Origin of the sequence: Halodesulfovibrio sp., from assembly GCF_025210605.1 — a bacterium.
Classification (GTDB): domain Bacteria; phylum Desulfobacterota; class Desulfovibrionia; order Desulfovibrionales; family Desulfovibrionaceae; genus Halodesulfovibrio.
The window spans coordinates 166,466-188,418 of the sequence record NZ_JAOARI010000017.1; the positions used below are offsets into that span (position 1 = coordinate 166,466).

Genomic DNA, 21,953 nt, shown 5'->3' on the forward strand with positions numbered 1-21,953 from the left:
CACCGCATACCTTTTCGGGGCGCGCAAGCGAACCCAAACATAACCGTACGGTTTACAGGAAACCGATAGAACAGATGAAACAATTAATTCTCAAAAAAGGTGAAGACCGTCGTATCCGCCTCGGTCACCTCTGGATTTTCAGTAACGAAGTAGACACGAAAAAAAGCCCGCTTAAAGAATTTGAACCGGGTGAAAGCGCAGTAGTTGTAAACGCTCAAGGGCGTCCTATCGGCTCTGCATACGTGAATCCGAACTCTCTCATTTGCGCTCGTATGATAAGCAATCGTCCTCATGAAGGATTGACTGAATCATTACTCGACAAGCGTATTTCACAAGCGCTTACCCTGCGTGAATCCATGTTCGACAAGCCATTCTACCGTATGGTTTTCGCAGAAGGAGACTTCCTCCCTGGTCTGGTAATTGACCGTTACGACGATCTTCTCGTCGCACAGCTTACCACTGCTGGCATGGAAAAAATGAAAGATCAGATCACATCTGTTCTCTGTGATATCCTGCACCCTAAAGCAATTCTTTTCCGCAACGATTCTGCTAACCGCCCGCTCGAAGGTCTTGATCGTTATGTAGAGCAGGCAGTAGGCACAGTTCCGGCGAAAATTGCTCTCGAAGAAAACGGCGTTAAATTCGAAATCCCAATGATTGAAGGTCAAAAAACCGGATGGTTCTATGACCAGCGTACCAACCGTCGTGATTTTGCATCATTCTGCAATGGAAAGCGCGTACTGGATGCATTCTGCTACGCAGGCAGCTTCGGTTGTAACGCTGTAAAAGCTGGCGCAAAAGAAGTTACATTCCTTGATGCTTCTAAAATCGCTCTTGATGCAGCAGTGAATAACGCCAGCCTCAACGGTTCTCCTGATAAAGTAGATACCGTATACGGCGATGCGCTGGACACTCTGCAAGAACTCAAAGATTCCGGCGCGCAGTTTGACGTAATCTGCGTTGATCCGCCAGCATTCATCAAACGCAAAAAAGCCTTTAAAGAAGGACTTTCTGCATACCAGAGAGTAAACAAGCTCGCTATGGAGCTTGTTGTAGATGGCGGTATCGTCACAAGCTGTTCATGTTCACAGCATCTGAGTGCTCAAGACTTGAACCGTGTACTGCTTCACGCTGCATCCAAGTCTAAAACACGCATCCAGACTCTCATTCAGGGTCATCAGGGTCCAGACCATCCGGTACACCCTGCAATGCCAGAAACCCACTACCTCAAAAGCTACACAGTCCGAGTATTCAAAAGCTAACACTGCTACTCGAAACGCATACAGATAAAAAGCTGGTGGAACATTGTTCCACCAGCTTTTTTTGTTTTTATTGCATATAAGAAAGTATTACGTGTACTTTTCCGCGATGACTGCCCACCTCAAATTATGTTATGCCATCTTCAAAAAGCGCCAATCTACATTTTTTTTAATACAGTAACACTTCACTATAAACAAAAAACACTACAAAATAAGTATACAAAACAAAAAAATATAATTTAATTACTAATGTTTTTTTATAACCAACCGTAAAGCATAATACTAAGTCAGTAAAATGTTAAACACTGCGTATTTTTTACACTAAAACTTGAAGCACTACATCTTTCAATTTTTATTTTGTATTATACAATATTGTTAAATTTATTTTTAATGATATTTGTTCATGAATTACAATCTAAGTATGTCTTTAACCTTCATATAAAGCAGGAATCAGATATGAAAAATAGTAAGCTCAAAATATTTTTTGCTTTTTCTATCTACATACTGGGCGCTCTACTGTTCACGTGTTATGAATACATCAGTGAAAAAGAGACACTACTCACTGCAACAGATCAAAAACTAAAAATAGCTGCATATTCAGTTCCCTCAATGTTGGGAACATCCTACCATGTTAATATTAGTCCACAAAAAGTAGATGAAGCAACATACATCAATTTAATAAAAGAACTTGATCGTGCAATTGAAAATACTGATGTGGATTTCACATACACCATGATCATCAAAAATGGGAAAGTGCTATATACAAGCAGTAATGCATCCCCCATGAAGATAGCAAAAGACAATCATGATGAGTATTTATCAGAATATACCGATGCCAGCCAGCTCTTGAAACAGACGTTTCACAGCAATGAGCCTGCATTTGAAAATTTTCAAGATAGTGACGGCAATTTCCGCTCTGTATTCATTCCCTGCACAGCACCTGACGGAACCCGCTATATTACTGGTGCTGACATAAAAATGGACACCGTAAACGATCTACTTTTTGAAAAGTTACTCGCACAGATTGTTAAAGGCGTTGTCCTACTCCTACTTGTCTTCCCTATTCTCATGGCGTTCTGCTGCTTCTCCAAAGAAGAAAAAAAATACCTCCAACAAAAAGTCACCGAAGGGCTCGCAGAAATTACTGACCTCAATGAAAGGCTTCAGGAAAAAGTTGATGCAGCCAAACGTAATGAAAAAGAAGCACTAGAAGCAAAACAACACGCTGAAGAAGCTCAACGCCAATCCGAGCAAGCAGAAACAAGAACGAAACACAACGTTGCAGCCACTCTGGAAGATTCTTCAAATCAAATATCAGCCATGAGTAATGAGCTTGTTATACAGGTTGAACACGTTGTGACCGGGGCGGAAACCCAACGTTTACGAACAATAGAAACTGCCACCGCGATGGAACAAATGAACGCGTCGGTTCTAGACATTTCCAGTACCGCCTCTACCACTGCGACAAATGCTGAACACGCTCTCAATGTTGCGGAATCTGGATTAACAACCATGCAGGAAGTTATCGGCTCTGTAGTTGAAATCACAAAACATGCTGAAGCAATGCGCGATGCTCTCGAACTATTGGGAAAAGAAGCGCAGGGTATCGGTATGGTAATTGATGTCATCAATGACATTGCAGACCAAACAAACTTACTAGCGTTGAACGCAGCAATTGAAGCTGCCAGAGCAGGCGAAGCAGGGCGCGGCTTCTCTGTTGTCGCTGATGAAGTGCGCAAACTTGCAGAAAAAACTGTCGCAGCAACTAAAGAAGTTGAATTAGCAATCGGTTCCATCCAAAAGCTCACAAACAACAATGTGGCGCAAATGAATGAAGCAAAAGGGGTGGTAGGCTCCACGGCACAGCTAGCAGAAAAAGCTGGCGCAAATTTACGTGAACTTGTTCAACTTGTTGACGAAAGTTCAGGGAAAATTCGCCAAATCGCTACAGCAAGTGATGAACAATCTGAGGCAAGCGACCATATTAACAGAGCAATTGAAGAAATAAGTACTATTTCAAAACAGACTGCTGAAGAAGTTACACTTTCTACTCAGGCAATCAACCGAATTGCCGAGCAGGCTGGGCAGCTCAACACGCTGGTAGATTCATTGCGCACAGAATAAATTTTTACTCAAAAAATAAACGCCCGAGATGATGTCAGCAGCGTTGCTCCCATACCCCTCCTCTCCTTACACAACAATGCGGCATCTCATTAAAGATTGAATACATCAATCTTATAAACTGGCGGATGTATCATCCGCCAGTTTTTTTATTCCAAAGCCCTAAGCTCTTGGGGGCATTTCTAGATTATACACGCAGCAATTTCAGACAGCTTTTTTTCGTATACAACAGAAGTGAGAATGTAGCAGCGTTACCTCAAACAAATTTCTTGCTGATAACTCATTCAAAAAAGTCATTACAGCAAAAGGTTGCAACACAGCCCCTTAGCGCTTCCGAGCAACCAGCTCAATTTTTGCAAATCAGCTTGAACGCCCGCGATGCGTCTAATTCCCTAGTTCCCCTATTTGTTGTATCAAGTCAGTGCGTTCGTATCTCGCAACATACCATTGCATTAGTTATAGCCCGAAGCACTGGAATGTATGCCGTACAGACCTCCGATACACAAAAAGTCGTTGTTTACACTCGTATCCCGACTTTTATTTTTTGCGCTGCCAAGGTACAGTCAGCAAGATACTCAACAATAGAAGTAGAAACATTTTTCCTGTTGCCGCAAACCGTACGACCACAGAAAAAGACTCTTCCACTTCTTAACCCACGTAACATTAGTATTTACAATCAATTGCGGAGAAGATCATGCGTAACAAAAAAAGGTTGTTAGCACCGGGACCAACTCCGGTTCCAGAACGTGTCCGTCTCGCACTTGCGCAAGACATGATCCATCACCGCAAACCTGAATTCAAAGCCATTATGGCACAGGTTCAGCAGCGGTTACAAAAATTATTCGGTACGACCCAGCCTGTAATGCCGCTTGCATGCTCAGGCACTGGTGTCATGACAGCGGCTGTAACAAACCTGTTTGCAGCAGGCGAAAAAGTCCTTGTAATTGAGGCTGGCAAATTCGGCGAGCGATGGGGCGAAATCTGCAACGCCAGCAATGTAGTTGTTGAAAAGCTTGTACTTGACTGGGGCGAAGCTGTTACTGCGGAAGCCGTTGCAAACATGCTGGACATACATCCAGACTGCAAAGGCGTTCTTGTGCAGCTTTCAGAGACATCCACGGGCGTTTTACACCCTGTCGATGAAATTGCCGGAGTTACAAAAGACCGAAATGTACTTCTTGTCGTGGATGGTATTTCTGCTGTTTCCATTTCTCCGTGTAGCATGGATGAATGGGGTATAGACTGCCTGCTCACCGGCTCTCAAAAAGGGCTTATGCTTCCTCCGGGTCTAGGACTGATCGCATGCAGTGACAAAGCATGGCAAAAAGCAGAATCAGTAACTCCTTCCTGCTTCTACTTCAATCTGCGTGCAGAAAAGCAAAAAACATTGCAAAACCAGACGTTATTTACAACGCCGGTAAACCTTATTGTTGGGCTAAACGAAAGTCTTGCAATGTTTGAGGAAACAGGATTTGATGCTGTTTTCAGAAAACAGTGGGCGTTAACCATGATGGCGCGTACTGCCATTGTAGAAATGGGACTTGAGCTGTTTGCTAAAGACCACTTCACTTGGGGTCTTACAAGTGTTTTAGTGCCGGAAAATGTCGATGCCAGCGCAGTTCTGGAATACGCAAAAGAACAATTTGGTGTTACGCTCGCTGGAGGACAAGCGCATATGAAAGGACGTCTTGTACGTATCGGGCATATGGGCTGGGTCGACTGGGCAGACCTTGCTGCCGGTCTGCATGCATTTGCAGAAGGCTGCAAAGCTTGCGGCGGCTCAATTACGTCTGGATATCTTGAAAAAGGTCTGCACGCATACCACAGTGCACTGAACGATTCAGAAATATTATAAAGGAGCAGGCAATGGCGGATCAACATACCGAAATGCCAGAGGTTACGTTTTCTACATTTATTCTTTCTATTGGTTCTTCAGCGCTGGTACAGCTTGGAGAAGTAGCTGACCCTGAAAGCGGGCAAATGATGGAAAACCTGCTTGCAGCCAAGCACTCAATTGATATTTTATCTATGCTACAGGAAAAAACAAAATCCTGCTTAGAAAATGACGAAAAGCAGCTGCTCGACACACTGCTTTATGATTTACGCATGAAATACGTAATGAAAACCAAGTAACAACCAAAACAAGGTATTATGCAAATGGCACAGACTAAAGTAGGCTTAGTAGGGGTGACCGGATACACCGGAATGGAACTGATGCGCCTTTTGCAGACTCATGACCACTTCGAACTGGTGCGTGTTACTTCGCGTGCAGAAGCCGGAAAAAAACTACATGATATTTACCCGTTCATGCTCGGCATGGACAACGGCAATTTGACAATTACAGAGCCGGATGCAGATGACCTTGCGCAGGCATGTGACCTCGTATTCCTCGCAGTTCCCCATCGTACCGCTATGGAGATCGCTGCGGTTCTGCTGGAAAAAGGATTGAAGGTTGTTGATCTGTCAGCAGATTTCCGCTTGCGTGACAAAGATGAATACGAACATTGGTACGCATGTGACCATACACAATGCGAACTGCTTGATAAGGCTGTGTACGGTCTGCCAGAACTGTACGCCGAGAAAGTGGCTACAGCGCAGCTTGTTGCAAATCCGGGGTGCTACCCGACTTCTGCAATCCTAGGCTTATACCCTGCTCTTGAGGAAGGGTTTATTCTTAAAAGCGGGATTGTCATTGATTCTAAATCCGGCTCAACCGGAGCAGGTCGAAAAGCAAACGTCGGTACACTGTTCTGTGAAGTTTCGGACAGTTTCAAAGCATATGGATTAACCACGCACCGCCATACGCCAGAAATTGAGCAAGAGCTTTCCCTGATCGCAGAAGATGACATTACAGTCTCTTTCAATACGCACTTGCTACCAATCAACCGTGGTATCCTTTCTACAATCTACACAACGTTATCAGAAGACATGACGCTGGATGACGTACACGCAATTTATGAAGAAGCCTACCGCAAGCACCCATGGGTGCGGGTACTGCCTACTGGAAAGCTACCAGAAACTAAGTATGTTCGCGGAACCATGTTCTGTGACATAGGGCTTGTTATAGACAAGCGTACAAACCGCCTCATCATCGTTAGCGCCATCGACAACCTTTGCCGCGGTGCTTCCGGTCAAGCTTTGGCTAACGCCAACATTATGTGCGGACTGGACATCACAGAAGGACTTAAACTCGCCCCGATGGTTCCGTAAGTAATATGCCACAAAAAAAGGTGAATCGTATACGATTCACCTTTTTTAATTACAAAATCCTGAGCAAGCCGCTAGTCGTGCTGCTGTTCATGTAGCTTGCCATGCCGTTTTAACCATTCCACCCACTCTGCCACCTTGGATTCAGCATCAACTATGCATTGTTCCAAGCGCTTTTCAGATATCTTCAATTCGAGCATTTCCTGTTTCAACTCTTCATCAGGCAGAACACCATACGCCATGCAATACGCAGCAAGAACTCGTGTATTGTGCAGCACAAGCTTACTTATCAAATCCTTATCAGCTACTTTATAACGTTGTTTATCCCTCAAAACCAGATAATCACCTGCTATCAACGCCATATCTCTTCCTGAATTAAAGCTGTCGATAAGCATCAGCACGGCAAATTCATCAGTTGCAGTATCAGCATACTTTCTTGCTGACAGATCGTATACATCCACAAACGCATGCCCCAATTCCCGATAAATAGAATACGCCACAACAGCTTTGCAAAGTTCATCTAGAACGTTGCCAACGTCTTTGTCAGAATACTCCTTTTCAAAACATGTATGGCACTCACTCCAAAGCCCGTACGGAATTTCGATTGTTCGTGTTTTATTGTCGTAGCGAGCTTCATCTGACCCATTTGCCGTAATGCGCAACGTCATAGGTTCAGGAAGCTGTAGATTTGTGTTGATATATTCAGCAATTTTTTCAACGACTCCGGAATCTTTAATCGCGTCTTTTGCTCTTTGCTGCTTTCCGTTTTGCGGCTCTTCATATTGTATTGAAAGTGCATTACCAGCTGCCAATGCCGATGTAATCGGTGCGAGCAAAAAACTGCATATCAAAAAAGCGGTTACGATACGTCTTGTCATGGTGTCTATCCTCCACACATTGCCGACATCATACATTCAATCAGTATCCTTTGTTATTTCCTTGAGAATAAACACCGATTGAGTCCCAGACTGATGACCAACCTGCACGCAGCAGCTTCATATACAACATGTTCAAATCTTTTTTGGATTCTAAACCATCCTGTATCCCTTGCGCTGCAACGCTAAACGCCAATCTGACAGCCAAGGGCATAGTCAACAATCTTGGTTCTTCTTATACCTTAATAAGTGTCTACTGTAACAGCTATTAGCAATATGCTTATTTTCACCAGTGCAACGAATAGTTACACATATTTGTCAGCCATTTTTCCGTAGTGAATCTACAAAACATCATGCATTCATTTTTTTTAGAACGTAATTGTAAACAGTTGTGCCTTGTTAAAGGGAAGAAAAATGATGCGAAAAAAATTACAACTCATGGTACACAAGGCGTATCTTTTCTTTTTTCGATTTGAACTTTTCTCATTAATTAAATGAGAAAAAATGAACGTATTTTCAAATTTCAGCACGCTATTACATTATATCGAGTATATAATAAAACAACTTTATACATTTTAGTGCTGCTAAATATGTTTATCAAAAACAAAAAAGACTGTTGTTTCTTTGCATTAGCGAACACTGCTATGCATGTAACATAAGACTATTTTTTAGACAGCGGAGAATTTTTACTTTACGTACGACTACAACATCAACTGGGAGGTTCGATATGAAGAAAAAAGCATTTAGTGCTTCATGTATAGTTGCAGGTTCAACAATTGGTGCAGGGATGCTCGGTCTACCGATGGCTGTCGGCAATCTCGGGTTCACCATGAGTTGTGTTTTACTTGTCTTTATGTGGGCATTAGCGCTCTACTCCGGTTTGCTCCTTATTGAAGTCGACATGCAGGTCGGTCCCGGATTAAATTTCAATAAAATGGTAAAAAAAGTGCTGGGACGCCCGGGGCAAGTCATTGCCGTAGCGAGTCTCGGTTTTCTTCTCTATGCACTGCTTGTTGCCTACATTACAGGCATGGGAAGTATTCTTGCCAACATTCCTCAGATTGCCGCTAGCGGAATCAGCAATTCTGTTTGCTCCATAACCTTCGCGTTAATAATGGCGTTCATTGTTTTTTGCGGAACCAAAACCATCCTGCGTTTTAACAACACATTTTTTATTATTATGGTGTTAGCAATGTCTTTTGCTTTCACATCACTCAGTTCTACTGTTAATTTTGATAACCTGCTCGCAGTTGCTCCAAACTATGATTACCTGCTTGGCAGCTTGCCTATTTTATTTGCAGCCTACGGATACCACTTCTGTATTCCTAGCAGCTGTAAGATCGTTGATGGCGACAGAAAAACTCTTTACTGGGCTATGATTATCGGAACAATTGTTCCTCTTGTCTGTTACGCCCTGTGGCTTTTCCTTGCTCTCGGCAGTATTCCGATGACAAAAATTGACCAGATGGCTGGCAACGTGGATTCTCTTATTGCTGCCATTGCACAAGGCTCTGTTTTCATTAAAGCAGTTCTTTCACTCTTTGCATCTTTTGCACTGGTTACCTCCTTCTTCGGTGTGTCATTGTCACTGTACGACCTTGCCAGCGAAACATTCAGTCTTGGTGAATCTCAGTTGCATAGAGTGATCGCTACTATTGTAGTATTTGCCCCGCCAGTTATAGCTTCTTATCTTTCTCCAGACAGCTTCATTAAAGCACTTGCCCATGCAGGTGTCGGCTTTGCCATTCTTTGTCTTTGCCTGCCGTGTGCTATGAGCTGGAAACTGCGTAACGAACGCAGCAAAACAAATGCGGAAGCTCCTTATGAAGTTGCAGGCGGCAAATTGAGCATCGCATTTGCTTCTGCATGCGGTGTATTCCTCATCGTTGCAGCCTACATCTAACATTCGGAACACGGACACAAAAAAAGCGCCCGACAATTGTCGGGCGCTTTTTTACTGCTATATTTTATTTGCCATGCTCTTTCCAAAAATCATCCCACTGAGAAAGCAACGCAGCTAATGCGTTACCTCGATGCGAACGGGCATTTTTTGCTTCACGGCTGAGCAACGCAGAAACAGACCCATCAGCAGCATCAATAAAGAGAGGGTCGTATCCAAAACCGTTATCGCCCACTTCTTCAGTACCGATAAAGCCTTCCCATGCACCTGATGCAGTAATGCATTCACCGGACGGTGCACATGCAGACATCACACAACGAAAACGTGCTGTTCTCTTTTCATGCGGAATACCGGAAAGCTCCATAAGCAGTTTCTCGTTGTTTCGCTTGTCGCGTGTTTCACCCTTTAAATTTAGGGTATCATCACTGTAGCGAGCAGAATACACACCGGGAGCTTTATCTAAGGCATCAACTTCCAATCCAGAGTCATCTGCTACTGCAACATGCCCTGTCAGCTGCGCAACAGTACGCGCCTTGATAAGAGAATTTTCTTCAAAGGTAACACCATCTTCAACAATTTCACCAATCTCAGGGTAGGCATCAAGCCCTTTTACGGTGAGACCGTACTCGCTGAGTGTTTTTTCAAGCTCAGCAATTTTTCCTGCGTTGCGAGTTGCAAGCACAATAATTTTTTCCATTACACAATCCTTGTATGCAGCGGATGCTCTATATGGCTATGTAGATTCTGAGTATCCGAATCTACTATTCATCATTCAAACCACATATCCTAGTAGCATATCCGCCCACGCATCAAGCATAAAATACGTCCGCAGCTGCCCTGAATTCTACCGTGTTCTGTCTATGGAATATATTCAGCCGGCCCACCGAAAAATCCCACATTCCCCGTATCATCTTCGCTGCCCTTTGTTTCTTGTTTAGGAGGCTTTGGTGGATTTAGAGAAATCGGTGGCAAATAAAAAGCCAGCATCGTTCCTTTGTATGGTTTACTGCGTAACTTCACCTTGCCACCCATATCTTCGATAATTTTTTTCGTCATAGCCAACCCAAGACCAGTACCACCACTTTTTGTACTGAAAAACGGATTAAAGATATGCTCACGAACATCATCCGGAATCCCCTCACCGGAATCGATAATTCGCACTATTACCCAGTTGTCTGCACTGAGAGTTGTTTCCACCTTCAATGTGCCGCCATGGGGCATTGCTTCAAATCCATTTTTAATCCCATTGATGACACACTGCTTAACTTGGTCTGGGTTACCACGGACTTTTGCAACCTTTTCACTCAAGTTGCTAATAACTATGCCACCCTGCGCTTCAAATTTAAGTCGTAGCAAACCGAGTGCTTCCATAATAACTTCATTGACATCAACCTCACCATCCGAGCCATGCGCCGGACGTGCAAAGTTAAGAATAATCTTAAGAATTTTCTCAAGTCGTTTAGACTCATTGAAGATTATTTCTATTTTCTTTCTATCGCCACCTTCTAAATGATTCTGTTTTAGCAGGGCATTTGCAAAGCCGCCTATGGCGAACAAGGGGTTACGTATTTCATGAGCAACAAAAGCAGACATTTCCCCCACTGCTGCCAGCTTTTCTGTCTGCTGAAGGTTACGCACCATGAAATAGTTTTCGGTGATATCTCTACGTGTCAAAATAACAGAGCGTACGGTTCCATCACGTTTTACCACAGGGTACGCGGATAGTCCGAAATATTGTAACTCACCATCGCTTGTAACGTTGGTGACCACCTGATCTGTACGTCGAGCAGTGTTAATAGATTCAGTAACGGCATTTCCCGGCTGCAATGCGTAAAGTAGAACATTATTTACCAGCTTTTCATGCGTCCCTTCAAATTCTTCATCCCGTTCCCTATTAAGCACAACGCTGTTTGCATCAAGAACAACCCCCTCCTTGTCTAGCAACCAAAATTCCTCTTCAGCTTTATCAACAAATGTACTGAACAACCCAAGCGCTCTGTCCAGATCACATGCTTTAATTTCCAACGGCTCAGGATCAATCACAGTCTTTCTGAATAAAAGCATGGCATCGCCGCCGACAACCGACACATTTTTCGGAGCACATTGCTTAACCTTTTCAATATATTCACCTTCCTCTGAAAGGTCGAAGACTATATTGACATCTGCTATATTCTCGCATAGCTCCTCAACACTGTCATAGAACGCCACACCGTCAAGAGACATAAGACCGGGCAACTCATTATACGGCGCACAGGCAATAGCTAAAATTTTGATTCGCACCAAGCCGTCCGGCACTGTTGTAGAAAACAGATGCATTAACAACTCTCGGTAGGAATCGCGATACCCGACAGTTGCAACGTTCAGCGTTGTGAATATGTCTTTGCCTGTTTCAAAATATTGCTTAATCTTCACGTATGATCTCCTATGGCAGAGCAACGAATAGAATTATATCAGTCAAAATAGTATATACACTGGAAATCGCCCCATGATAAATATTTATTCCATCAGCCTTGGCTGTCCGAAAAACAGAGTCGACAGCGAATGGCTTTTAGGTGCTGTGAGTGAACAAGTTACGCCGGTTGAAGCACCTGAAGAAGCAGACCTTGTTTTAATTAACACCTGTGGCTTTATTCAGCCTGCCATTGAAGAATCCGTTCAGACTATCCTTCAAGCTGTTGCCGATGTTGAACACATGGCAGCAGGCAAACGCCCGCTGATTGCTGTTGTCGGCTGTCTTGTAGGTCGCTTTGGTGAAAACGACCTTGCTTCTGAAATTCCTGAAGTTGATCTGTGGTTGACCAATACACAAATGGACGAATGGCCGGAAATGATTGCTAAGGCAATGAAACTTCCGCTCATTAAAGACCCATTGCGTATTATCTCAACTGGTCCATCGTATGCATATTTAAAAATCAGTGACGGCTGTAACCACAAATGTGCATTCTGTACTATACCGTCTATCCGCGGAGACTTACGTACAACTCCTGCCGAGACAGTCGTCCGTGATGCGAAACATGCACTGGATCACGGTGTAAAAGAGCTGATTTTTGTCGCACAGGATGTTACAGCATACGGAAGAGAACTGGGGCTCAAGCACGGTTTGCGGGAACTTCTGGATAAAATTTTACCGCTTGATGGACTTGAGCGATTACGCCTCATGTATTTGTACCCTGCTGGACTTTCCACAGAGTTTCTCAAATATCTCCGCGATGCCGGTAAACCTTTTGTGCCGTACTTTGATGTACCTATTCAGCATGCTCATCCTGATGTTCTTTCCAGAATGGGACGCCCGTTTGCCCGCAATCCGCGAGAAGTTATTGACCGCATACGGGACGTGTTTCCGGAAGCTGCCATTCGTACCAGTCTTATAGTCGGCTATCCTGGTGAAACAGAGGAACAGTGGGAATACCTGCGAGATTTCATCATTGAGACCCGTTTCCATCACCTCGGTATTTTCTCATATCAGGCTGAAGAAGGCACTCCTGCGGCAGCTATGGAAAATCAGATTGATGATGTAGAAAAAGAGTGGCGACGCGATGCGCTTATGGAAATCCAAGGCGACATCAGCGAGGATATTTTAGAGCAATATGAAGGGCAGCGAATGGACATTCTTGTCGACAGCGAACACGACGAATGGCCGGGTCTGCACGTTGGGCGCACTTGGTTCCAAGCACCGGAAGTGGACGGCATTACCTATGTAAGTGGTCCGGGTGTTGAACCTGGAAACATGGTCGAAGCAGAAATCGTAGAAACACGCGATTATGACCTTGTCGCCCTTGCATAATGCGCTGAAGCCTTTTTTGAGATGTTTTTTCGCAAAATAGAGTCTACTATACGAAAAACATACGCAAAACGGGCGAACTAAGGAATTATCAAAGGTAAAATCCTGATATTCACAGCATTTTCTGTTGAGTTCTCAACGGTAATTTGCTAACTGTTCGCATCTCACTTTCCAAGTGGGAAAAATTTTTTTGTTGGTTGGAGGATTCTTTATGGAAACCATGGAAAATAACTCACTCGAAGCTGAAATGAGCTTTGAGGCTGCTCTTGAAGATTACCTTAGCTCCGATTTTGGTGAGCTTGATGAAGGTTCAATCGTTAAGGGCGAAATCGTTCGCGTGGACAATGACTACGTTCTCGTTGACGTAAACTTTAAGTCAGAAGGTCAGATCCCTGCTTCCGAGTTTGCAGATGCAGACGGCGCAGTAAGCGTTGGCGTAGGGGACAAGGTGGATGTTTTCGTTGTTCGCAAGAACGAAATGGAAGGCACCATCACCCTGTCCTTTGAAAAAGCAAAACGCATGCAGATGTTCGACCAGCTCGAAGAAGTTCAGGAAAAGAACTCCGTCGTTACTGGCCGCATCGTTCGTCGTATCAAAGGTGGCTACACAGTCGACCTCGGTGGCATTGAAGCATTCCTTCCTGGCTCCCACGTTGATCTGCGCCCAGTGCCAGACATGGACGCACTCGTGAACGAAGAGTTTGAATTCCGTGTACTGAAGATCAATCGTCGTCGTAGCAACGTTATCGTTTCTCGCCGTGTACTTCTCGAAGAAGAACGCGATTCCAAACGTCAGGACCTTCTCCTCACTCTTGATGAGGGTCAGATTGTTACTGGTAAAGCGAAAAACATCACCGAATACGGTGTATTCGTTGACCTCGGCGGTCTCGATGGTCTCTTGCATATCACTGATATGTCCTGGAAACGTATCCGCCATCCAAAAGAGCTGGTACAGCTTGGTCAGGAACTCGAGCTTAAAATTCTCAGCTTCGACAAAGAGAACCAGAAAGTATCTCTTGGTCTCAAACAGCTTGTTGAAGATCCTTGGCAGGACATCACTGCTAAATTCCCTGAAGGTCAGCGTCTCAGCGGCAAGGTTACTAACCTCGTTGATTACGGTGCATTCGTGGAACTCGAGCCAGGCGTTGAAGGTCTCGTACACATTTCCGAAATGTCATGGACCCGTAAACTCCGTCACCCATCCCAGATGGTACGTGTAGGCGACGAAGTTGAAGTTGTTATCCTCGGCGTAGACGAAGATAAAAAACGCATCTCCCTCGGCATGAAACAAGTTAAGCCGAACCCATGGGAAATCGTTGCTGAAAAATACCCTGAAGGTACTATCCTTGAAGGTGTTATCAAGAACATCACCGAATTCGGTATGTTCATCGGTATCGAAGATGGCATTGACGGCCTGATTCACGTATCCGACATTTCTTGGACCAAAAAGATCCGTCACCCTAACGAACTCTTCCAGGTTGGCGACACTGTACAGGCAAAAGTTCTTACAGTAGATCAGGGCAGCGAAAAATTCACCCTCGGTGTTAAACAGCTTTCCGAAGATCCATGGTCTAAAGTTCCTTCCAACTACCCTAACGGTACCATCGTTGAAGGTGTTGTAACTAACATCACTGACTTCGGTCTCTTCGTTGAAGTAGAAGAAGGCATTGAAGGTCTCGTTCACGTTTCTGAAATCTCTCAGAAAAAAGTGAAATCTCCTTCTGAAATGTTCAAAGAAGGCGTAACTATCAAAGCTAAAGTTATCCACGTTAGCGCTGAAGAACGTCGTCTCGGACTTTCCATCAAGCAACTTCAAGAACAAGAAGATCGCAAAAAGCCTCGTGAATTCCGTTCCGGCGGTTCCGATGGTGGTCAGCAGACCCTCGGCGATATCTTCAAGCAGCTTGAGGATGCAGGCGAATAAGCCTAAGTTCTCGCAGAAGCATCCGCTTCTGTTTGGCATAATGCTAATTATTGCCGCAGTAGCCCTGTTCGCAGGCGCTACTGCGGCTTTACGCGTTACGAAAGGCAATGACATGCCGTACTTCACGCAGGAAAAATTCGGCGTGATTAATGTTAACGGCTTTATTGCAGATTCACGCAAAGTTTCCGACTGGGCATGCACCCTCCGTAATGATGATTCCATCAAAGGTGTCGTTGTACGCATCAACTCACCGGGTGGCGGTGTCGCAGCTTCACAGGAAATGTATTACGCTATCAAACGCCTTGCTAAAGTTAAGCCGGTTGTCGTTTCTATGGGCACAGTGGCAGCTTCCGGCGGGTACTACATAGCAGCAGCCGGACACAAAATTATTGCAAATCCGGCTACCCTCACCGGCTCTATCGGTGTAAAGATGGAGCTTCCCAATTTCAAAGGGCTGATGCAAAAAATCGGCGTTTCCTATCTCTCACTTACAAGCGGCAAACTTAAAGCAGCCGGTAGTCCTTTCCAGACAATGACCAAGGAAGAACGAGATTACCTGCAAGCTATTATTATGGATATGTACAACCAGTTCATTGATGTAATAGTAGAAGGTCGCCAAATGGAACGCGAAAAGATTTTGCCATATGCTGATGGTCGCGCCATGACAGGGCAACAAGCCTTCAAGCTTGGTTTTGTTGATATGCTGGGTGACAGAGAAACAGCGTATATGGAACTGGCAAAACTTTGTGACCTTGACCAGCCCCTCCCACTTGAAGAAGGTCCTAAAAAAGAACAAAGCCTTCTGAAAGAACTGCTCTCCTCTGTTCTCGACCTTGCACCAGTTAACACCGTGCGGGAACAGAACTCTATCCAGCTTCTGTATAATTAAGCCTCTGTGCTAGTCTCCGCGGCTGCCTCCATGCTATAGAAAGGAGTGCAACTCGACTTTTGGAGGCTCTTTATGAATATTCGCTCCAGCGGCGTACTCTTACATATTACCTCACTTCCTTCGCGGTTCGGCATTGGTGACCTAGGTCCTGCTGCGTATGATTTTGCGGACTTTCTCCGATCTCACGGACAACTTTACTGGCAATTTCTGCCAACAACTCCCACCACAGAAATAATGGGGAATTCCCCGTATGCCAGCTGGTCTGCATTTGCAGGTAACCCGCTGTTTATCAGTCCTGAAATGATGGTCGAAGATGGTATCATCACATGGGAAGAAGTACGAGACGCTCCGCAGGGACATGAAGGGCATGTTAACTACGGCGCAGTGGAAATCTACAAAGCTCACCTTCTGCGGCTTGCCTATGCACGAAAACAAAAATCACTCAACACCTGCCCACGATTCGCAGTTTTCAAAGAAAACCATGCTCACTGGCTGCGGGACTATGCACGCTTCGTTACCATCATGGATGAATATCCGGGGAAAATCTGGAGCCAATGGCCTGATCCCCTAAAATACCGTGAAAGAGATGCGCTTATCCAATGGGATCATGCCCATCGAGATGCCATTGAGTACGAAGAGTACGTTCAATATATTTTCTTCTCACAGTGGCGCAGGCTGCGTTTATACTGCAATAGAAACGGGTTGAACCTCATTGGCGATATTCCGATCTATGTTACCCACCACAGCGCAGATGTGTGGACATCTCCACATTTATTTAAATTGGATGGCAACGGTGAGCCTACGCATGTTGGTGGAGTTCCACCGGACTATTTCAGTGCCACAGGGCAACGTTGGGGAAATCCTGTCTTTAATTGGGACGCCATGCGGCATGAAAACTTCGAGTGGTGGGTACGGCGCATGCGTCATAATATCGCGCTCGTAGATAAAATTAGGCTCGATCACTTCCGTGGCTTTGCTGGCTATTGGGAAATCCCTGCATCAGAGACAACTGCCATCAACGGACGCTGGATTGATGCACCGGGAATGGAACTGTTTAGGATTTTCACCCTCCGCCTAGGCATACTGCCTATCATTGCCGAGGACTTAGGAGTAATCACGGCAGATGTACGCGAACTCAAGCAACAATTCAGTTTACCGGGTATGAAAATACTACAATTCGGATTCGGCGGTGACCTTACCCAAAACCCTGATACACCATTCCACCATGAGCCTCATTGTGTGCTCTATACAGGCACACATGACAACTCGACGGTAAAAGGTTGGTACGCAACCGAAGCTGGAGACCAAGGTCGAAATAATCTGCACGAGTTTGTTGGACAATGTACAGACATCGACAATGTCCACATCACGTTTTTACGCCTCGCCATGCAGAGTGTTGCCAACACCGTTATATTCCCCGTTCAGGACATTATCGGTCTGGACAATGCAGCTAGGATGAACACACCATCAACGGCAAATGGCAATTGGGAGTGGCGTATGACCAAAGACCAACAGCACCACCCTATGTTCAGAAAACTATCACAGCTTACAGGATTATTTGGACGCTGGACATAACAGACAGGAAAAGAGAAACTATCCGCGATACACAGCACTGGCTCTATGCCAGAATGCACATGCCGGAGGAAGAATGCATAAGCTTTATATTGGGATGGTAGGTCTGCCTGCACGCGGTAAAACAACTGTCGCTGCTAAAATCCTTGATGGTCTTTCCAAAGAAGGAATCCGCACAGAAATTTTTAATAACGGAGATATCCGCCGCGAACAAATCGGCGCAAAATCTTCCGAACCTGATTTTTATTGTCCAACAAATCAGGCAGGGCGCGCTGCCCGCGAAGAAATCGCCGTCACCAATATGAACCGTGCCACAGATTTTTTACAGAACGGTGGTAACGTAGCTATTCTGGATGCAACCAACGTCAGCAGGCATCGCCGCCTTATTATTGAGCGACTGGCGATCTACCCTATTCTCTGGATTGAGTGCATCAACAACGACGAAGAGCTGGTGGAAGCATCCATTGTACGAAAAACAAAACTTCCTGAATTTGCTAAGCTTTCAGAAGAACAAGCCTGCATGAGCTTTAAAGAGCGCATTAAGTATTACGAGCATATTTACTCACCGCTGCTTGATGAGAAAATGTGGGTTGTTATAGACTCTCTGCACAACCTTATCCTCAATGAAAACGTTCCAAGCGGAGTGCCTTTCTACGCAAACATCCGTGATATTTTGGTATCGGACTGGGTTCGCAACTTGTATCTCGCCCGTCACGGTCAAACAGAATACAACGTAATGGATCGAATAGGTGGTGATTCTTCCCTGACAAAACTTGGTCACAAGCAGGCAAGCTGCCTTGGCGAATACTTTAAGGGAAATGAAATTAATTACGTATTTACAAGCATGAAGCGGCGTTCAAAACAGACCGCACAATACGTGGTTGACCAAATGAAGAATTGCACCGTAATCCCGCTTCCTGAATTCGACGAAATTGATGCGGGAGTATGCGAAGACATGATGTATTCAGAAATTAAGGAACAATATCCAGATATTGCGCGTGATCGCTCCTATGACAAATACGGGTATATTTATCCCAAAGGTGAAGGATATATTACGCTCAAAGAGCGGGTAGACCGTGGTTTACAGAAAGCCCTGTTCCTTTCCGGCAATGCAGAACGTGTCCTCATTGTAGGACACCAAGCCATTAACCGCATGATTCTGTCCCACTTCCTGTTCCGAAGGCAAGCAGATGTACCCTATATTCTGGTGCCGCAAAATTCGCTGTTCCACATCATCTCCACACAGCAAAAGAAACTATTTGAACTTGTTAAGTTCATGGATGTAGATTTAGGCAACTAAATAAAAAGAGGATTCTATATAGAGTCCTCTTTTTTCACATATTGCTGCAACCACGCCTCTTAATTACAACAAAACATTCGTTATAGTATACCAAAATGTTATTTAATACTATGTTATAACGTAAATAACTGCGCAAAGTTTCCTTGTAAACCCATTTTACAATTCCATATCTAACTCTACAAAAGTAGAGCAGGCACACACTTCAGGGCTAGACAATACGTTATAAAAGTCACCATCAATTCATTCTTTTTTATCGGTTGCAAATTGCCAAAGCATAACTAATTCAGTAGATGAATAGTAGAACTGCCCGTTCTAAACGTAATCGCCGTAACATGGAATTGTATATGACACAGCAAACTGAAATTAGACGCAATATTAAAGTCTTACCGACCGACCTTCGCAACCAGATTGCGGCAGGCGAAGTTGTCGAACGTCCAGCCTCCGTCGTCAAAGAACTTGTAGAAAACAGCATTGATGCCGGTGCAACACACATCGATATAACCATCGAAGAAGGTGGACAAAACCTTATTCAAGTGCGCGACAACGGGCACGGCATCCCACAGAACGAGCTGGAAATGGCAGTAACCCGCCATGCAACGAGCAAGGTCGCCAACCTAAAAGAACTCATCAATATCGGCAGCTACGGCTTCCGTGGTGAAGCGCTCCCTTCTATTGCCTCTGTCTCTACTTTCAGTATGACATCCGCTCCCGTGGCATCGTCACCCAATACTCCGGCAGATGCCTTCTTTATTCAGGTAGAGCACGGAACCATCGTCAGCCAAGGTCCAGCAGCGTTGCATCAAGGCACTGTGGTTGAAATTCGAGACCTGTTTGCCAATATTCCTGCACGACTCAAATTTTTAAAAACCAAAAATACCGAAACGAAACGTTGTCAGGAATTACTGTCCCGTCTTGCTTTGGCGCGTCCTGACATTGGTTTCACCTTTACCAACAACGGACGAGAAGTCTGGCGTTTTCCGCAGAATCAATCCCTTCGTGACCGTTTAGCAGTCCTGTGGCCACCGGCTATTACCGACGATCTACTGCCTCTTGAACACACGCGATCCGAATATACCGTTCGCGGTCTCACAGGGCATCCTAAAAAAGCACAGCGCCGTGCTGACCGTATGCTCTTTTGGGTAAACGGACGTTCCGTAAACGACAGACTTCTTATGCGCGCAGCGCGCGACGGATATAAGGGGCGTCTTATCAGCAAGGAATATCCTCAAATAGCGTTGTTCCTTGAAATGTCACCAGATCTTGTCGATGCCAACGTGCATCCGGCAAAAAATGAAGTCCGTTTTCAAGATGAAAACAGCGTCTATCTTTCAGTTCGGAAGGCAATAGAGCACGCACTGGAGAATATTACAGAGCTGAGTCAGACAGAAGCGACTGAGGATCCTTTTTCATCTCCCGCGCCACAAGCCCCTGAAGCCATACAAACCAGTATAAATCTGGAAACACCAGCACCGAAACCCGCTGGTTTCTGGGGAGCAGCAGACGATGAAAGCGTCATCGGAAACAATTCATCTACAGAAGTCTCCGGCTACGAAACAGAAGTAATGCCGACTTCTCATGCTGCGTCTAGCTCAATTTCATCTGCACACGCTGATTTTGCAGACGTCACCATCGATTTTACACCGTCACAGCAACGTGCGGAAACACCATACACACCTGCCATGGCAGTTGAGGAGCCGCCGTCACCAACAGCAAGCCAAGGTGACCTCTCTCTTGCGCCGCAAGCATATTCTGCTTCAAGTACTGACCATGCCACAACAGTTGAATCGCAAGTTGTGCATGAGGAAGCTATAAATCACACAGAGGGAAACAGTACGGCTATCATTGGTGATCTTACGTATCTCGGGCAGCTGGCAGACACATACCTCATCATTCGGCAACGGGATGAAAAGCTTGTGCTGCTTGACCAGCATGCAGTGCATGAACGAATTTTATTTGAACGTATTAAACGTGATGCATCACAAGGACATTCACAGCTTCTTGCCCTGCCGATAAACCTCACGCTGCATCCTTCGGAATCAAGTAGACTGCAAGAAATGTGGGGCGATCTCGAAACAATCGGTTTCTCTCTTGATACAGCTGGGGAAACCGCTGTGCGCGTCAAAGGAATTCCGACAGCACTAGACACGGCTGAAGCCAAAGAATTCTTACGTGAAATTCTTTCCGGACAAATAAGTTCAATGGAAGACTTATGGGCTATGATGTCCTGCAAAAGTGCTATTAAAGCCGGACAAAAACTTACATCTGACGAAGCAGCCGGACTTATCGCTCAATGGCTGAAAACACCGGATCGTACCTATTGCCCGCATGGACGTCCGGCAGTACTCCAGTTCACCATTAATGATCTGGAAAAGATGTTTAAACGCAAAGGGTAACATCTCCCCGTCTATCTAATATTCCTTTATCAAAAATAACACTGGAGCAGCCTGAAACAGGCTGCTCTTTTTTCATTCCAAGTATCGCGCTACCGAATATCACGCAGCTAAACGCAATACTCTTTCATAGGGTACGATAGATATTACAACGCATTAAGAGGACTGCTCTCTTTGATTACCGTTTGTGGATTGATTTTGTCCCATAACAGCCTGCCACTTTGCTAAAAATAGCAGATACAACATCAAGAACGCTGTATTGTGAAACGGTATTCAGTGAATTTTTTTCTCCATGAATACGCACACTATTTTCCATACCCGCAACGCTCAGAGCAGCTCCGACGGAGGCAGAAATGAAAGAATGTAAAAGTGTTGAACGTATTACATGCATCATCGACGAAGATAGAACTCACGATGGCGAGCCATTATACCGCGCAATTGTTGAAGCGGCTCAAGGGCACGACCTCGGCGGCGCTACCGTAACCAAAGGTATTATGGGATACGGTGCCGGAAAAGTTTTGCGTCGTGACCGCCCGCTTGGTCGCAACTCCAACCTGCCAGTTGTAATCAGCATCGTCGACGAAGCAGAAAAGCTTGATGGGTTCTCCAAAACACTCTGCGACATGGTACAACAAGGTATTATTCTACGCGAACCTGTGACCATGTGCGTTGTTCGCCATGCCGGTGAAACAGTCGAGTAACACTGCAAAAATAAAAAAGGTGGAGACATACATC

At 45.0% G+C, this 21,953-nt stretch carries 16 protein-coding genes; 13 read left to right on the plus strand and 3 right to left on the minus strand.

Annotated elements, in window-relative coordinates; genetic code table 11:
* Positions 1–74: 74 nt before the first annotated feature.
* From N4A56_RS06260 to argC, 5 genes are all read left to right on the plus strand, one after another.
* Entirely contained in the window at positions 75–1,262 is a 1,188-nt protein-coding gene (locus N4A56_RS06260; protein ID WP_293670694.1) for a class I SAM-dependent rRNA methyltransferase, read from the plus strand.
* Between the two features lie 453 nt (positions 1,263–1,715).
* Positions 1,716–3,383 (plus strand): methyl-accepting chemotaxis protein, encoded by a 1,668-nt coding sequence (locus tag N4A56_RS06265; RefSeq protein WP_295545843.1) that lies wholly within the window; start codon positions 1,716–1,718, stop codon positions 3,381–3,383.
* A gap of 691 nt (positions 3,384–4,074) precedes the next feature.
* Positions 4,075–5,235, plus strand: a complete 1,161-nt coding sequence (locus N4A56_RS06270) for an alanine--glyoxylate aminotransferase family protein (RefSeq protein ID WP_295545845.1) — start codon at positions 4,075–4,077, stop codon at positions 5,233–5,235.
* A gap of 11 nt (positions 5,236–5,246) precedes the next feature.
* Entirely contained in the window at positions 5,247–5,513 is a 267-nt protein-coding gene (locus tag N4A56_RS06275) for a DUF1844 domain-containing protein (RefSeq protein ID WP_293670698.1), read from the plus strand.
* Between the two features lie 24 nt (positions 5,514–5,537).
* A complete protein-coding gene (gene argC / locus N4A56_RS06280; protein WP_295545849.1) occupies positions 5,538–6,590 on the plus strand; it encodes an N-acetyl-gamma-glutamyl-phosphate reductase in 1,053 nt (350 codons plus the stop codon).
* A 71-nt stretch (positions 6,591–6,661) separates the two neighbouring features.
* Here argC and N4A56_RS06285 read toward each other — a convergent pair whose 3' ends face one another.
* Positions 6,662–7,465 carry a DUF4344 domain-containing metallopeptidase gene (locus tag N4A56_RS06285; RefSeq protein ID WP_295545851.1) on the minus strand — a complete coding sequence of 268 codons (804 nt, stop codon included), beginning with the start codon at positions 7,463–7,465 and terminating at the stop codon, positions 6,662–6,664.
* A 724-nt stretch (positions 7,466–8,189) separates the two neighbouring features.
* Here N4A56_RS06285 and N4A56_RS06290 point away from each other — a divergent pair.
* Positions 8,190–9,365, plus strand: a complete 1,176-nt coding sequence (locus N4A56_RS06290; protein ID WP_293670702.1) for an aromatic amino acid transport family protein — start codon at positions 8,190–8,192, stop codon at positions 9,363–9,365.
* 64 nt (positions 9,366–9,429) lie between these two features.
* Here N4A56_RS06290 and rdgB read toward each other — a convergent pair whose 3' ends face one another.
* Both rdgB and N4A56_RS06300 read right to left on the minus strand, forming a co-directional pair.
* On the minus strand, positions 9,430–10,059 hold the full coding sequence (gene rdgB, locus N4A56_RS06295; RefSeq protein ID WP_295545854.1) for an RdgB/HAM1 family non-canonical purine NTP pyrophosphatase: 630 nt from the start codon (positions 10,057–10,059) through the stop codon (positions 9,430–9,432).
* A gap of 161 nt (positions 10,060–10,220) precedes the next feature.
* Positions 10,221–11,774, minus strand: a complete 1,554-nt coding sequence (locus tag N4A56_RS06300; protein ID WP_295545857.1) for a PAS domain-containing sensor histidine kinase — start codon at positions 11,772–11,774, stop codon at positions 10,221–10,223.
* Between the two features lie 73 nt (positions 11,775–11,847).
* Between N4A56_RS06300 and rimO the strand changes: the two genes are divergently transcribed.
* The 7 genes from rimO to N4A56_RS06335 all read left to right on the plus strand — a co-directional run bounded on the left by rimO (position 11,848) and on the right by N4A56_RS06335 (position 21,919).
* Positions 11,848–13,146 (plus strand): 30S ribosomal protein S12 methylthiotransferase RimO, encoded by a 1,299-nt coding sequence (rimO, locus tag N4A56_RS06305; RefSeq protein ID WP_295545860.1) that lies wholly within the window; start codon positions 11,848–11,850, stop codon positions 13,144–13,146.
* Between the two features lie 208 nt (positions 13,147–13,354).
* Positions 13,355–15,067: a 30S ribosomal protein S1 gene (locus N4A56_RS06310; protein ID WP_293670707.1), complete on the plus strand. Its 1,713-nt coding sequence runs from the start codon at positions 13,355–13,357 to the stop codon at positions 15,065–15,067.
* The gene (gene sppA / locus N4A56_RS06315; RefSeq protein ID WP_295545864.1) at positions 15,054–15,956 is read left to right on the plus strand and encodes a signal peptide peptidase SppA; all 903 of its coding nucleotides are present in this window, start codon (positions 15,054–15,056) and stop codon (positions 15,954–15,956) included. Before N4A56_RS06310 ends, sppA begins: the two co-directional genes overlap by 14 nt.
* A 72-nt stretch (positions 15,957–16,028) precedes the next feature.
* Positions 16,029–17,531 (plus strand): 4-alpha-glucanotransferase, encoded by a 1,503-nt coding sequence (malQ, locus tag N4A56_RS06320; RefSeq protein ID WP_295545866.1) that lies wholly within the window; start codon positions 16,029–16,031, stop codon positions 17,529–17,531.
* 73 nt (positions 17,532–17,604) lie between these two features.
* Positions 17,605–18,828 (plus strand): 6-phosphofructo-2-kinase/fructose-2,6-bisphosphatase, encoded by a 1,224-nt coding sequence (locus tag N4A56_RS06325; protein ID WP_293670712.1) that lies wholly within the window; start codon positions 17,605–17,607, stop codon positions 18,826–18,828.
* Positions 18,829–19,172: 344 nt separating this feature from the next.
* Positions 19,173–21,221, plus strand: coding sequence for a DNA mismatch repair endonuclease MutL (mutL, locus tag N4A56_RS06330; RefSeq protein ID WP_295545870.1), 2,049 nt, complete (start codon positions 19,173–19,175; stop codon positions 21,219–21,221).
* Positions 21,222–21,571: 350 nt separating this feature from the next.
* Positions 21,572–21,919: a DUF190 domain-containing protein gene (locus N4A56_RS06335; protein ID WP_293670715.1), complete on the plus strand. Its 348-nt coding sequence runs from the start codon at positions 21,572–21,574 to the stop codon at positions 21,917–21,919.
* The last annotated feature ends 34 nt before the right edge of the window (positions 21,920–21,953 follow it).